Below are 14,639 nucleotides of genomic sequence, written 5' to 3' on the forward strand. Positions count from 1 at the left end.
AAAAAATCGCCCTCGTTGAGGGCGATTTACGAGTGGTGGGCGGTACTGGACTCGAACCAGTGACCTCCACGATGTCAACGTGGCGCTCTAACCAACTGAGCTAACTGCCCACGCGCCCGCGTATACTACCATAGCTCTCAGCTTTTTGCAAATTCGAGGCTTTGCTCAACTGGTTGGCGTTGGGCTAAACGTACCCGCAAGCCATGCTTCACCCCTAAGGTAATTTGTGGATCATACTCGACGCGCTGGGTTGGATCAAGGGTGAAATCATAATGCTGCATCATGGTTGCCAATAATAATTGGGCTTCCATCATAGCAAAAACGTTGCCAATACAAACTCGTGAACCAGCCCCAAAGGGAATATAGGCATATTTATGGCGTGCCCGTTCTTGCTCCGAGCTAAACCGCTCAGGGTCGAAGCGCTCTGGTTCAGGCCAATAGCGTGGATTATGGTGCATGGCATAGGGCGAAACCATGGCTGCCTGACGTGGGGTGATCGTTTGGCCAAGCACAGTGATATTTTCGGTTGGCACACGGGCACTCAAGGCATAAGCTGGCGGATACATGCGCAAGGTTTCTTTGATCACCATTTCGGTATAGGGCAATTTTTGCAAATCTTGCAACGTGACAGCGCGGCCTTGCAATACCTCATCAACCTCGGCTTGCAAGCGTTGGCGCACCTCAGGCGCTTGACTCAGCAAATAGCTGCACCAGGTTAAGGTATTAGCGGTCGTTTCGTGGCCAGCTAAAAACAGCGTTACCACTTCATCACGCACTTGTTGGTCGGTCATACCTTGGCCATTGCCATCGTCGATTGAGAGCAACAACATCGACAAGAGATCGCCAGTATCTTCGCCACTGGCACGGCGCTCGCGAATCACCCGCTGCACCACTTGATCGATTTGCTTGCTGGCATGTTCCAGCGCCCGATTAGCGCGAGTAGGAATCCAGCGCGGCAGCGGCAGGCTTTGCTCCGAGATAATTGTAAAGTTAACCTGAATATCTTCCATGGCTTGGCTAACTTGGCGCACTTCTTGTTCGCTGATGTCAGCATTGAAGAGGGTTTTGGTCACAATTGTCAGGGTCAATTCCATCATGGCCTGATCCATATCCAGAATCGCGCCATCGTGCCAACGGTCGAGCATAGCTTGGGTATGCTCAACCATGGTTTCAGCATAGGCCTGAATGCGCTTCATATGAAATGCAGGCTGAACCAATTTACGCTGCTTTTGATGATCAGCACCATCATTGCTGAGCAAACCATTGCCTAAAAAGCGCGAAAGCAACTCGCGATCACCGCCATTTTTGCGCACTTTATCGCGATTAGTCACCAAAAGCTCTTGAATCCCAGCCGGATCATTGACCAGATAGACCCGAAACGGCCCCATCCGACAGGTCGTGAAATCGCCAAAACTTGCGAGATATTCGAAAAAGCCTAACGGGCCATATTTATGTAAATCGCGCCGACTTCCACCGAGGCGGGTTCCTTTGGGGCCAGGTAACATTTTAACCGTCATGTGCCACCTCCAGGCTGTATTGCCGTTGTTGAATTATCGTTCGCTGAATAGAGTAAGTTTATTCGCCGCAAAACGTTATTTATGAATTCCGTTCATAAATCATAACGAGAGTGTAGCTCAAATGCAAGCGGCATTGGATGAACAAATGTTAAGAGAACTATGGGCCGAGGTCATGGAACAAACAGCATGCTAGAGCGTACCAATGGAGTCGATGTTAGACGATGGAGAAATTAAGATGAGCTACCGCGTTCCAGTCAACAATCAGCATTTGAAACTACTGCCCAATGAAGAAATTCTGTGGCAAGGCCAACCAGTCCAAGGCTTTAAGTTTTATCCTGTTGATCTTGCGCCCATAGTTTTTGGTGGATTGTGGCTTTATTTCGGAATCACGCAGGTTCTCTTTGTAGATGGGCAACAATCAACGTCGATGGACTGGATTATCCTCGGCTTATTTGTTTTATTTGCAAGTTATATGAGCATTGGTAGGCTGTTTTTGGGGCGCTACTTACGCCGCCATACCTACTATATGCTGACCAATCGTCGAGCATTGATTTCCATCCGCTGGCTAAAACGCGATTATCAACATAGCCACCATTTAGCGCGAATCGACTCCGTTGTGCTTGATCGTTTGCCGAATGGTCAGCAAAGTATTATCTTCAATAATAAACCAGCGCTCCACCAATATTTATTCCTTGGCGTAAACAGTGGGTTTTCAATTTTTTTTGAGGGCGTGCCTAATGCTGAAGCGCTATACCAACAGATTCTAGGCCTACAAACAACCTTACGAAGTAATCAAACTGGCGGCTAAATCCCCTATGGTAGGCCATAAAAACGGTACTTTTGCGGCACATTTGTTTCTTGACGATGAATCTTGCGATTGCTATAATTGAAAAGCCGAAGTAGCAACGGCACTTCCTCTTAAACCATCCTCTGGCAGCGCACATTCTCAAAGTTTATCAACCTGCCAGAACAATTGCCGTACTTTGGTGTTGGCTCATTTTCAGTCGGCTTTGTCCGCGTTCCTCGGTATCTATCGGCGGACCCCACCCCTCCGTCGTCGCTCTGTTCCCGCCGCGTGGCGGTGATGTAGGAGGCCAACTATGACGACTCCCTCCGGCTCGCAACTGATGTCCTTGCTGAGTACCTTACAAGATCAGCAAAACTATCAGAATCTCAATTGGGCTGGCTCTTTCCAGGATTATTTGGACATCGTGGCCAATAATCCCAAGGTCACCCGCAATGCCTTCCAACGGATCTACGACATGATTATGTCGTATGGCTTGGAAGAGTTCATCGATGCCAAGAAGAAGTTAATTCGTTATAACTTCTTTACCACCAACGAATTTGACGAGCAAGATGCCATCTTTGGCTTGGAAATCCCATTAATGCGCTTGGTTAATTTCTTCAAGGCTGCGGCTCACGGCTATGGCACAGAAAAACGGGTGCTGTTGCTGCATGGTCCGGTTGGCTCAGCCAAATCAACCATCGCCCGCCGACTGAAACGTGGTCTCGAACGCTATTCACGCAGTGAGGAAGGTGCGCTGTATACGTTCGATTGGTTTTTAGGCGATATCGAAGATCTCGACGCTGGTAGAGTCAAGGATGCCGATTGGGACCCCTGCCCAATGCACGAAGATCCCTTGCACTTGATTCCAATGGAAATGCGCGAGGCATTTTTAAACGAATTCAATGCCAACCTCGAACCAGACGAGCATATTACCATTACTGGTGATCTTGATCCTTCTTGTCGCTATAATTTCCGCGATTTGATGCGTCGTTACAATGGCGATTTTGCCAAAGTGCTGCGCCATGTCCGTGTTCGTCGCTTTGTCTTCTCTGAACAAGATCGCGTCGGTATCGGCACGTTTCAACCAAAAGACGAAAAGAATCAAGATAGCACTGAATTAACTGGCGATATTAATTATCGCAAGATTGCTATTTATGGTTCTGATAGCGATCCACGAGCATTTAGCTTCGATGGTGAATTTAATATTGCCAATCGTGGCATTATTGAATTTGTTGAAATGCTTAAGCTCGACACAGCATTTTTATACGATTTACTTGGTGCTTCTCAAGAACATCGGATTAAATCCAAGAAGTTCGCACAAACTCACATCGATGAAGTTATCGTCGGGCATAGTGTAGCTGGTAATACCCCGATTCCTTATCGCTACAACGGCGTACCTGGCTGGACAACTTTGAAACAACTTTGCGCTCGATTCAACGCCGATAGCAGTGGTCTTGAGGTGCTATCGTTTGATTTCAATCGGGCCGCCACAACTTGGACTCCGGTTAAAACTATTTTCCGCCATCGTTTCACTGGCGATCTGCTGACAACTTCGCAAAAGTGGGGGGTTGTTGAAACCACACCTAATCATTCGATCTATTCACGTTCTGGCCAAACCTTCTTTCCTGAAGAGGGGCTTGAATTAGCCGCAGTGCGCTGGCTTGATGATGTGTGGATTAAGCCCGAAGCCCAATGGCAGCCAATCGATGTGATTCAGGATATTGATGGCTTTATTCGCGATGATGTAGTACGTTTTGCTAATGGCGCTAAGTTGACCAAACCATGCCAACCTGGCTGGGCACGCCTCAATTTACCGCGCCATGCAACCCAAATTAAAGCAATTTATGACCCACAACACGACCAACAAGCACTTAAAGATCTCATCACGGTAATGGTTTGGTATGCCACTGAAGGTCATATCAACGGGCGTAATGGGGGCATTGTCATTAGCCAAAACGATCGTGATGAGTTAGAGCGAGTGCGGCAGGCTTATGCCAACATTACAACGGCCCATGGTTCAATCGATGCTGGAGCAAAAACCGATAATTGCTGGCGTTTGTACCTCAGCTCGCAAGCAATCGCGGCACTGGTTAAGCATCATTGTGGCGAACACTCTGAATTCAAGCGCTTACCCGATTTCTTATTCAATTTGCCCAAGCTATATCAACAACATGCCTTTGAAGAATTGATGCGCACCGATGGCTCACGCAAAATAGCCCGCGCTGTTGGTGAAGTATGTAGCGATGAGTATCGCGATACATTCTTTGAATATAAAACGCTTTCATCGTTGCTAGCAACTCAAGTTGGCACGTTATCAACCTTGCTTGGCCATGATTACAGCGTTTATCGACTTGAACGCGAAGATCGTACTCCTGCCTATCGTGTGCGCTTCGTTTCTGGCTCGGGCAAACGAGGTGGCCGCCACAACCGCTTTGAAAACCGCTTAACCGCCCGACCAGTTGTCGATGAATGGGTCTATGATATTGAGTGCGAAGGTATTCATAATTTTGTCTGTGGCCTAGGTAACGTAGTTTGCCATAACACTAACGAACCAGAATTCCGTAAGCTTGAAAATAATGAGTTTATGGAAGCATTAAAAGACCGTACTGTCCGAATTGATATCCCATACATTACGCGATTGCGTGATGAAATTCGAATTTACGAAAAGGATTTCAATTCAGAGAATGTACGGGTACACATTGCGCCACATACCATCGAAGTTGCTGCAATGTGGGCAATCTTAACCCGACTTGAAGAACCAAAACGCGCTAATTTGACCTTATTGCAGAAAATGAAGCTTTACAATGGCAAATCATTGCCTGGCTTCACTGAAGATAATATCAAAGAACTGCGCAAAGAATCACGGCGTGAAGGTATGGAAGGCATCTCTCCACGCTATATCCAAGACAAAATTAGCAATGCCTTGGTTAATTACCAAAGCGATGGCGGAATCAATCCATTTATGGTGATGAATGAGCTAGAAAGCGGCCTCAAAACCCACTCATTAATTACCAATGAAGAAGATCGCAAACGCTATCGCGAATTATTAGCAATTGTCAAAGAAGAGTACGCTGATATTGTTAAGAATGAAGTGCAACGCGCTATTTCGGCTGATGAAGAAGCCATCAAGCGTTTGTGCGCTAATTATATCGATAATATCAAAGCTTATACCCAACGCGAAAAAGTGCGGAATAAATTCACTGGAGCTTATGAAGAGCCAGATGAACGGCTGATGCGTTCGATCGAAGAAAAGATCGATATTCCCGATAATCGTAAAGATGATTTCCGCCGTGAAATTATGAATTACATCGGAGCATTAGCAATCGAAGGCAAGACCTTTGATTATCGCACGAATGAACGACTCCATCGGGCCTTGGAATTAAAACTCTTTGAGGATCAAAAAGACAGCATCAAACTAACCAGTTTAGTTTCAAGCGTTGTCGATAAAGATACTCAAGAAAAAATCGATGTGGTCAAAACCCGCTTAATTCGCGATTTTGGCTATAACGATCAAAGTGCTACCGATGTGCTGAATTATGTTGCGAGTATTTTCGCTCGTGGCGATGCGACTCAGCGCAAGTAGGCTCGGACACAGCGAACGGATTCAATGAGGCATCCGTTCGCTTGCGTGCGTTCCTTCCACTAACAATCAACGGTGAGCCTATGCAACGAGTTGAACGTGATCTCAATCGCTTCCGCCAAATTGTGCGGGGCAAAATTAAGAAAGATCTACGCAAATATATTTCCCACGGTGAGATGATTGGCCGCCAAGGCAAACGCTTGGTCTCGATCCCTGTACCATCAATCGATTTGCCGCGCTTTCGCTTTGGCAAAAATCAAGGTGGGGTTGGGCAGGGCGAGGGTGATAACGGCGACCCAATCGGGCGTGGCGATGGCTCGCAGCCAGGCGCAGGCGAGGCTGGCGAAGATTCAGGCCAACATTCGCTTGATGTCGAAATGACGATCGAAGAACTGGCGCAGTTGTTGGGCGAAGAACTGCAATTGCCCAATATTCAACCCAAAGGTAGCAAGAATATTATCTCGCAAAAAGATAAATATTCGGGCATTACCAAGGTTGGCCCAAACTCGCTCCGTCACTTCAAACGTTCTTTCCGCGAAGCGCTCAAACGCCAAGTCGCCTCTGGTCAGTACGATCCTGATGATCCGGTGGTGGTGCCAATTCGCGATGATATGCGCTTTCGCACCTGGAAAACCACCGAAATGCCTGAAAGCAACGCCGTGATCATCTATAGCATGGATGTTTCTGGCTCAATGGGTCAGGAGCAAAAGGAGCTAGTACGGGTAACCGCATTTTGGATCGAAACTTGGCTGCGTTCCCAATACAAACATCTAGAAATGCGCTACATCGTGCACGATGCAGCAGCCAAAGAGGTCACTCAGGATATTTTCTATCGCATTCGCGAGGGTGGCGGAACCAAAATTTCGTCGGCCTATCGCTTGGTATTGAAACTGATCGAGGAGCATTATTCGCCCGACGAGTGGAATATTTACCCCTTCCATTTTTCCGATGGCGATAATTGGGGCGGTGGCGATACCCGTGAGTGTGTTGAGCTACTGCGCAACCAAATTTTGCCCAAAGTCAACCTTTTCTGTTACGGCCAAGTGCGTTCGTTGTATGGATCAGGGCGTTTTGCCCATGATCTGAACGAAAATTTTCGAGCCAACGAAACCATGGTCGTTTCCGAAATTGCCGACCGCGACGATATTTACAATGCAATCAAAGCCTTTTTAGGCAAAGGCAAATAGAAGGATGAAGGATGAGGGATGAAGGATGAAGAATGCTAGCTGAAATTGAAAGGTATTTAGGTTTCAGCTAGCATTCAATTCAAATTGGGAGGATCGTAACTATGCAAAATGCTGTTGGCCGTGATGATTTACGTCAGCGCACAACCCGTTTTGCACTGCAAATTATCCAATGTTATGGTTCATTGCCAAGTCGAGTCGAAGCAACAATTCTAGGCAAACAACTCCTACGTTCAGGGACATCAGTCGGGGCAAATTACCGAGAGGCCCATCGCTCACGTTCAAATAGCGAGTTTGTGGCAAAGCTTGGCATTTGCCTGCAAGAACTTGAAGAAACCGACTACTGGCTTGAATTATTATTTTTAGCTAACCTTCAAACTTCTACAATCATTAATCCATTACGCGATGAAACATCGCAATTAATCGCTATTTTTACAACAATTGTTAAGAAGAAACGCTTGCAGCTTAAAGAACCAGTTACAACTTATGATTTCGATGATTACGAAGATTCATAAGGAAAGATAATATGAATGGTCATAGAATGAATCTATTTATCCTTCTATAAATATATTCATCCTTCATCCTTCATATTTCATCCTTTCAAAGAGAGGTTCTATGCCACTCAGCAACAACGATTTACCCCTCAATTTACAAAAAGCATGGGAGCAAATTGATGGCCATGCCAAACGTTATGGCCTCGATTACTACCCAATTGTTTATCAAATCCTTGATTATAATACACTGTACGAAGTTGCTGCAATGGGTGGCTTTCCAACACGCTACCCGCATTGGCGCTTCGGAATGGAGTATGATCAATTAATCAAGGGCCATGTGTATGGATTAAGCATCATTTATGAAATGGTGATTAATACAAATCCAGTGTATGCCTATTTGCTCGAAGGCAATATGATTGTTGATCAGAAAACGGTGATGGCGCACGTTGCCGGCCATGCCGATTTCTTCAAGAATAATATGTGGTTTGCGCCAACCAATCGTAAAATGCTCGATACCATGGCCAATCATGCTGGGCGAGTACAACGCTATATCGATCGCTATGGCTACGAAACGGTTGAAGCATTTATTGATACTTGTTTATCAATTGAAAACTTGATCGATTATCACTCGCCATATATTAATCGCCCTGAAGCCCAAACGAGCCAGCCAATCGTTGAAGATGACGATATTGAAGTTGCTGAAGGCTTGCCGTTTGAACGTTCGTATATGAAGGATTTTATTAATCCACCAGAATTTTTACGCCAGCAACGCGAAAAACTCTTAGAAGAACAGCAAAAAATGCGTAAATTCCCCGAAAATCCGCAAAAAGATGTGCTGTTGTTCTTGATGAATTATGCGCCGCTTGATCGTTGGCAGCATAATATTTTGGAAATTGTACGCGACGAGGCCTATTACTTCGCTCCGCAAGGCATGACCAAAATTATCAATGAAGGCTGGGCCAGCTTTTGGCATAGTCGAATTATGACTACTCATGCCGCCGAAACCTCAGAAATTATCGATTTTGCCGACCACCACGCCGGAATTGTCGCAGCTCATCCAGGCCGACTAAACCCCTATCGTTTAGGTTTACTGCTGCTGCGCGACATCGAAGATCGCTGGAATCGTGGGCGCTTTGGCAAGGATTGGGAACAATGCGACGATATGCGCGAAAAGCGCGAATGGGATCTTAAGCTTGGCAAGGGTATGGAAAAAGTCTTCGAGGTGCGGCGCTTCCACAACGATATTACCTTTCTCGACGAGTTTCTTACGCCTGAATTTTGTGTCGAGAACAAGCTATTTACCTTCAAACACAACAACGACACCGATTTGTATGAGATCGTCAATCGTGATTTTGGTGCAATTAAATCGCAGTTGCTGAGTGGATTAACCAATTTCGGCCAACCCTATATTTATGTTGAAGATGGCAATTACAATAATCGGGGCGAATTGTATTTGCGCCATCGCCATGAAGGTAGCGATTTGCGCATGGATTATGCTCGTGACACGCTCAAGCATATTCATACAATCTGGACACGTCCGGTCAATCTTGAAACTGTGCTCGATGATAAAAAACGCTTGTTGACCTTCGATGGGAAAGAATACAGCGAACGCCGCATCGATTAAGCAACCAAAACACCACACAGCATCTACAATATCGTCGATGATGTGTGGTGTTTTAATGCCCAAAGGAAATAGCAAAATGGCTATTGGCAGTGGGCTAGACCCGTCTTCAACGGCGCACCCCAACGATACTGCCAGCCCAAAACCACTGCTGCACATCGTCAATCCCAAGGCTATGCTGTTGCAGCGCACGGTTGAGGCTGGCTTGACGCTCAGCGGGCAGATTGTCCAGCCACATTTCTTCTTTATCGATGCGCAAACGGCTTAGCCCACATTCACGCAGCAAATCGGTCAAATTGCGTTCGCTGTAAAAGCGGATTGAATGCGCAATCCATTGTTGGACAACTTGCTCGACAAACGAGCGCCCAGGCTCTTCTTCAGGCAGCAAAGCACTGCGCAAGAGCAATTGGCCATCGAGCGCCAGCGCATCAGCCAAATATTCCACGAAGGCATGTTCATCGGGCATGAATTGAATTACTTGGGCTGCTATAATAATATCGACTCCGCTGCGTGGCAAATCAAACTCACGCCAATCGGCAACCCCAAACTGAATCGAGTGAATGCCAGCTTGGGTTGCGGCTTGACGCGCTTTGGCAATTTGCTCAGGCGAAATATCAATCGCAATAATTTCAGCATCAGGCCAAGCTTGAGCCAGGGCAATCGCCACTTGGCCTTGACCACAGCCAACATCGAATACCCGAGGCTTGGCTGCTATCGGCTGACTTTGAAGCAAATGTAATACATCAACGGGCCGCACAAAACTCGTGCCAACTGGAATAGTGGCATAATGGCGAATAAGATCCGATTCATGCATTGACTTTGCTCCTTCTAATGCATTCTAATGCTTAAGGGCGATGCGCAACGAACCCTCATCATGTATCGTAGTATCACCTAGAATTATCACAAGAAGATGATCAATGCAATGCTGATTTGCAATAATCGGCTAGCTAGGTGTGTGTGGAGCGATAATCTATGACCGCAATTCAGGTTGAGAACCTCGTAAAGATCTATGGCCCATTGCGAGCCGTCGATGGGATTAGCTTTGAAGTAGCTAAGGGCGAGGTCTTTGGGATGCTTGGGCCAAACGGGGCCGGCAAAAGTACAACCACCGAAATGATCGAGGGCTTACGCAAGCCCGACGCTGGCAACATTCATGTTTTGGGTCACGATGTGTTGAAGAATATCGAGCCAATCAAGCAACGGATTGGGATTCAGCTGCAAACGACATCGTTATTTCAAAAATTAACCACTCGCGAACTAGTTAAATTATTTGCCTCGTTTTTTAAACATACGCTGCCGATTGATGAAGTGATTGGCTTGGTTAACTTAGAAGAAAAAGTTAACACCGCCTCAAAAGATCTTTCGGGTGGTCAACGCCAACGCCTTGCAGTGGCAATTGCCCTAATCAACGACCCCGATATTATCTTCCTCGATGAGCCAACAACTGGGCTAGACCCACAGGCGCGGCGCTCGATGTGGGATGTTGTGTCCAATTTGCAAAAACGCGGCAAAACGGTCTTTTTGACCACCCACTATATGGAAGAAGCTGAGCGTTTATGTGATCGGGTGGCCGTGGTTGATCATGGCAAAATTATCGCTTTGGGCAAACCGCAAACCTTGATTCACGATAACTTTCATGAAACCGCGCTCGAATTCTCCGATGATGAGCGTTTGCCTGAAGCGTTGTTGGCGAGTTTGCCAGCGGTTGAGCGGGTGCAAAATGAAGATGGCATCACCACGCTCTATTCAACTGGCGTTGCTCGTACCACCAATGCACTGATGGCCTTGGTTGAGCAGCAACAAACTGAACTGCGTGGCTTTACGATTCGGGCGGCAACATTGGAAGATGTGTTTTTGAAATTGACTGGTCGGCGGATTCGCGACTAAGTGTGGGAGCAACCAAATAATGTTTGTGCAACTCTATTTATCGCAATGGCGCGAATTTTCCCGCGACCGGATGGCGTTGTTTTTTACGATTCTGTTTCCGCTGATTTTTATTAGCATCTTCGGCTTGCTCTACAGCGGCGGCAGCAAATTCGACGAAAAAGTCGGGATTGTGTTGGAAGATCAAGGTCCAATCGGCCCCCAAATCGCCAGCGCAATTGAAGGCTTAACTCAAACTCGCGAAGGCCAAGATCCTGAAGAAAATGTCTTTTCGGATATGAAATTCAGCCGTGGCACGACCAGCGAGCTTGAAACCCAATTGCAAAATGGCGATCTGCAAGCCTTGGTGATTATTCCAGCCGGCTTGAGTGATAGCATTATGAGCGGCCAGCCAGTCAGCGTCACGGTCAAGGTTGATCAAACCAGCCAAGTGTTCGCGCCGTTCTTCCAAGGCGTGGTTGATAACATCATTACATCGGTTGATCAAAACATTACTCAATCCAAGCCAATGCTGACCATGCAAGTCCAATCGGTGCTTTCAAACCAAATTCGCGGCATCGATTTCTTGATTCCTGGGATTTTGGCAATGTCGATTATGCAGCTTGGCCTATTTGCCACCGCGCAACCGATGATTTCCATGCGGACGCAAGGGGTGCTGAAACGCTTGAATGCAACTCCATTGCCACGCTGGATGCTTTTGGTGAGCTATGTGGCGATGCGTTTAACAATTGGTTTGCTGCAAACCGTAATCATCATTGCGGTTGGCAAGCTGATGTTTGATGTAGCAATTTTGGGCAATATCTTTGTGTTGATTGGCTGGCTGTTGCTGAGCATTTTGATGTTTATTGCGATTGGCTTCTTCGTGGCAGCCATCGCCAAAACCGAAGAAAGCGGCAATGCCATCACCCAGTTGATCAACTTCCCAATGCTGTTTCTCTCAGGGGTTTTCTTCCCCGTGACTGGCTTGCCCGATTGGCTGCAAGTCGTGGTTAAGGCCTTCCCCTTGACCTACACAGTTGATGCCTTGAAACAGGTGATGATCAACGCCCCGCCAATTAGCACACCATTGGTCAATCTCGTTGTGCAGGCAGCGTGGTTGATCGTGATGACAGTGCTCTCTATTCGCTTCTTCCGTTGGGAATCCCGCTAGCGATAAGGGACAAAATCGTTTAGGGTTGTTTAACGCAGAGGCGCAGAGGATAAGATAGGCTCTTGGCTACGTAGATTATCGTCTACTCTAGTCAAGAGCCTTATTTTAGGCACAAAATCGAATCTTGTGATTAAATTTTCTATCTCCTGTTTCAACATTGAACTCTAATTGACACTCTATCTGATCTTTGGTAGGATTTTGTTGAATAGATTGAGAGCAGAAAAGGTTGGTATTTCCCCCTGCTAACTCCTGTTTACCTCATCACTTACAATGATTTATTTCTATATTATGTTGGCTTGGATTACGCTATCACTAGGTAATGCAATAAAGATATTCATGCTATTTACTGATTGAAGCTTCCAGCCTTAAAATCATAGAGGCTAGTCCAATGACAATGAGTTCATCAGCAATTCAAGCACCTCATCCATGGCGGTATTGGCTGGCGCTTACGGGGAGTTTCGGTTATACGCTTGTGAATTGGCTAATCCCTAGTTTCTATGGGTTATGGCCGATCTATATCGTTGCCATAGCACTACTTTTTACAATCCAGTGGTGGCTGGTATCACCTCATCCTGATGGACTGCATTGGATTATTGGTAGTATTGCGATCTTTATCATTGGTTTGTTCGTTACTGGCTTCTGGCTTCAACCAACGCTCTATGCAGAACTCACATCGCTTCGGCAGACGCTTTTACCAACCCTCACCAGTAATACAGTACTGATCATATGTGGGGTTCTTATCCATGGAATCCTTGGCTTAATGGTGGGAGTTCTTCAATCCTTACTTATTCCCATCATGCTATCGGCGTAGGTGGTGAATTATAGGCACGACAATCGCTTATGGGTTTTCTGGCCTCAGACTTCTATTCTTCCTATCTTAGCAAGATAACTCTGGTTAAGCATAATAGTTTCAGCTCACCCTAGATATTTGCCTGCTAACAAGCAGCGGCATCCCATCGATCAGAAGTTATAGGATTTTTGGTGAGCAAGGGTTTTGATAGCAGGGTAAAGTTTCGACTTAGGTTATATAATCAATGAATGAGAACAGGTTACATGGTTAAGCTATTCACACATCCTAGGGTACAGCAATTTATTCGACCAAGCTTAATTATTATAGCTCTCGTTAGTTTCATTCAATTTACTATTACCTATGGAATTCTTGTTGCACTCGGGAAACATACCCTTGATTTTCCATCATTCTATTGGGCTAGCGATGCATTATTTAATCGTAATATTTCCCCTTATAATATTGACTATATTCAAGCAAATACAGGTCTCGCTGTCTACCCTTTTATCTATGCACCACCAAGTATTCTTTTCTTCTATCCACTTTCTCTATTCCGTTACGAACATTCTCTACTTATTCATTTAATTATCAATCATATTTCATTAATAATATTCATCATACTTTTAAATAAAATTTTTCATTATAGAAATCTATCAAATCAATCACTATTAATAATAATAATGATCTATAATTCATATCCTATTATGCAAAATATTTATTTCGGTCAAATAAATACACTAATAATCATAGCATTGTTATTATTTATTACATTAAAAGATAATAAACCAAAAATATCTTCAGTTTTTTTATCTTTTGCAATAGCCATAAAAATGTATCCAATTATTATTTTATTTTTGTTATTATTTCATAGAAAATATAAAATAATAGCTAATACAATCATTTCAATGAGTATTATTTTAACTATATCGATACTTTTTATCCCAAAATTTGTATGGAATGATTGGTTTGTCAATATTATCCCTAATGGAGGTTATGGTAAATCGCCAAAAGGATTGCCTGATCCAGCGTATAGCTATAATAAAGGCTTTAACGGCTTTTTTTCAAGAATTTTCACAAATCAACAAGATTCATATCAAATTATGAATTATCCTTTATTGGCTAAAGTAATCACGTATATCATTTGTATAACATTATGTATTATTACAATTTTCATTATATATAAATATTCAAATAAAAAAGAAGATAATGCTATTGAAGAAATCATATTCATTACAATGCCTCTAATCTTTATGATTGCACCTGTTTCATGGAATCTTCATCTTATAACATTATATCCAACAATAATTTACTTATTCAGGATATCTTATAATGGATTTACAAATAAGATAAACTTCAAATTAATACTAGTCTTTTTAATCACCCTATTTTTCTCCATGCAATCAAACTCAGATATTTCGTTATTTTTCGTATTTATATTATGGGTTATGATGTTAGAAGTGATTATTAAACAACAATCTTTACCTAAGCTGAGCTTAGAGCCAATCAGAGAACCCAAATCAATCAGTCCATATGAATTTTGAGGTTAGCCTCAGCTCGCATGTTTGCCCCAGACCGCTGCGTTAACATCCCTCATAATTCATCCTTCATCCTTGCTTAAAACAGGCTACAATACCT

Annotated in this window: 11 protein-coding genes and 1 tRNA gene; 9 read left to right on the top strand and 3 right to left on the bottom strand. The window is 44.6% G+C overall.

Features of this window, described 5'->3' with window-relative positions; genetic code table 11:
• Positions 1–33: 33 nt before the first annotated feature.
• Together LCH85_20550 and LCH85_20555 are read right to left on the bottom strand one after the other, a co-directional pair.
• Positions 34–110: transfer RNA gene (locus LCH85_20550), tRNA-Val, on the bottom strand.
• 27 nt (positions 111–137) lie between these two features.
• Positions 138–1,517, bottom strand: a complete 1,380-nt coding sequence (locus tag LCH85_20555) for a cytochrome P450 (GenBank protein MCA0354390.1) — start codon at positions 1,515–1,517, stop codon at positions 138–140.
• 235 nt (positions 1,518–1,752) lie between these two features.
• Here LCH85_20555 and LCH85_20560 point away from each other — a divergent pair, with 235 nt between their 5' ends.
• The 5 genes from LCH85_20560 (at position 1,753) to LCH85_20580 (ending at position 9,186) form a co-directional block, all read left to right on the top strand.
• Complete coding sequence (locus LCH85_20560; protein ID MCA0354391.1) at positions 1,753–2,325, top strand: hypothetical protein; 573 nt, start codon at positions 1,753–1,755, stop codon at positions 2,323–2,325.
• 292 nt (positions 2,326–2,617) lie between these two features.
• Positions 2,618–5,887 carry a serine/threonine protein kinase gene (locus LCH85_20565; protein MCA0354392.1) on the top strand — a complete coding sequence of 1,090 codons (3,270 nt, stop codon included), beginning with the start codon at positions 2,618–2,620 and terminating at the stop codon, positions 5,885–5,887.
• A gap of 80 nt (positions 5,888–5,967) precedes the next feature.
• On the top strand, positions 5,968–7,071 hold the full coding sequence (locus LCH85_20570) for a DUF444 family protein (GenBank protein MCA0354393.1): 1,104 nt from the start codon (positions 5,968–5,970) through the stop codon (positions 7,069–7,071).
• Between the two features lie 101 nt (positions 7,072–7,172).
• The gene (locus LCH85_20575; protein MCA0354394.1) at positions 7,173–7,583 is read left to right on the top strand and encodes a four helix bundle protein; all 411 of its coding nucleotides are present in this window, start codon (positions 7,173–7,175) and stop codon (positions 7,581–7,583) included.
• Between the two features lie 100 nt (positions 7,584–7,683).
• A complete protein-coding gene (locus LCH85_20580) occupies positions 7,684–9,186 on the top strand; it encodes a SpoVR family protein (protein ID MCA0354395.1) in 1,503 nt (500 codons plus the stop codon).
• A gap of 106 nt (positions 9,187–9,292) precedes the next feature.
• On the opposite strand, the gene LCH85_20585 is transcribed toward LCH85_20580, so the two are convergent.
• Complete coding sequence (locus LCH85_20585; GenBank protein MCA0354396.1) at positions 9,293–9,997, bottom strand: class I SAM-dependent methyltransferase; 705 nt, start codon at positions 9,995–9,997, stop codon at positions 9,293–9,295.
• Positions 9,998–10,155: 158 nt separating this feature from the next.
• Between LCH85_20585 and LCH85_20590 the strand changes: the two genes are divergently transcribed.
• The 4 genes from LCH85_20590 (at position 10,156) to LCH85_20605 (ending at position 14,545) form a co-directional block, all read left to right on the top strand.
• The gene (locus LCH85_20590; protein MCA0354397.1) at positions 10,156–11,070 is read left to right on the top strand and encodes an ABC transporter ATP-binding protein; all 915 of its coding nucleotides are present in this window, start codon (positions 10,156–10,158) and stop codon (positions 11,068–11,070) included.
• A gap of 19 nt (positions 11,071–11,089) precedes the next feature.
• The gene (locus LCH85_20595; GenBank protein ID MCA0354398.1) at positions 11,090–12,217 is read left to right on the top strand and encodes an ABC transporter permease; all 1,128 of its coding nucleotides are present in this window, start codon (positions 11,090–11,092) and stop codon (positions 12,215–12,217) included.
• Positions 12,218–12,605: 388 nt separating this feature from the next.
• A complete protein-coding gene (locus tag LCH85_20600) occupies positions 12,606–13,028 on the top strand; it encodes a hypothetical protein (GenBank protein ID MCA0354399.1) in 423 nt (140 codons plus the stop codon).
• 242 nt (positions 13,029–13,270) lie between these two features.
• Positions 13,271–14,545 (top strand): DUF2029 domain-containing protein, encoded by a 1,275-nt coding sequence (locus tag LCH85_20605; GenBank protein MCA0354400.1) that lies wholly within the window; start codon positions 13,271–13,273, stop codon positions 14,543–14,545.
• The last annotated feature ends 94 nt before the right edge of the window (positions 14,546–14,639 follow it).

This window comes from Chloroflexota bacterium, from assembly GCA_020161265.1.
Classification (GTDB): domain Bacteria; phylum Chloroflexota; class Chloroflexia; order Chloroflexales; family Herpetosiphonaceae; genus Herpetosiphon.

Bases quoted from the DNA above. Each gene is read 5' to 3' on its own strand.
- LCH85_20565 (MCA0354392.1), top strand. From the start codon at position 2,618: ATGACGACTCCCTCCGGCTCGCAACTGATGTCCTTGCTGAGTACCTTA.
- LCH85_20590 (MCA0354397.1), top strand. From the start codon at position 10,156: ATGACCGCAATTCAGGTTGAGAACCTCGTAAAGATCTATGGCCCATTG.
- LCH85_20570 (MCA0354393.1), top strand. From the start codon at position 5,968: ATGCAACGAGTTGAACGTGATCTCAATCGCTTCCGCCAAATTGTGCGG.
- LCH85_20555 (MCA0354390.1), bottom strand. From the start codon at position 1,517: ATGACGGTTAAAATGTTACCTGGCCCCAAAGGAACCCGCCTCGGTGGA.
- LCH85_20600 (MCA0354399.1), top strand. From the start codon at position 12,606: ATGACAATGAGTTCATCAGCAATTCAAGCACCTCATCCATGGCGGTAT.
- LCH85_20605 (MCA0354400.1), top strand. From the start codon at position 13,271: ATGGTTAAGCTATTCACACATCCTAGGGTACAGCAATTTATTCGACCA.
- LCH85_20580 (MCA0354395.1), top strand. From the start codon at position 7,684: ATGCCACTCAGCAACAACGATTTACCCCTCAATTTACAAAAAGCATGG.
- LCH85_20595 (MCA0354398.1), top strand. From the start codon at position 11,090: ATGTTTGTGCAACTCTATTTATCGCAATGGCGCGAATTTTCCCGCGAC.
- LCH85_20575 (MCA0354394.1), top strand. From the start codon at position 7,173: ATGCAAAATGCTGTTGGCCGTGATGATTTACGTCAGCGCACAACCCGT.
- LCH85_20560 (MCA0354391.1), top strand. From the start codon at position 1,753: ATGAGCTACCGCGTTCCAGTCAACAATCAGCATTTGAAACTACTGCCC.
- LCH85_20585 (MCA0354396.1), bottom strand. From the start codon at position 9,997: ATGCATGAATCGGATCTTATTCGCCATTATGCCACTATTCCAGTTGGC.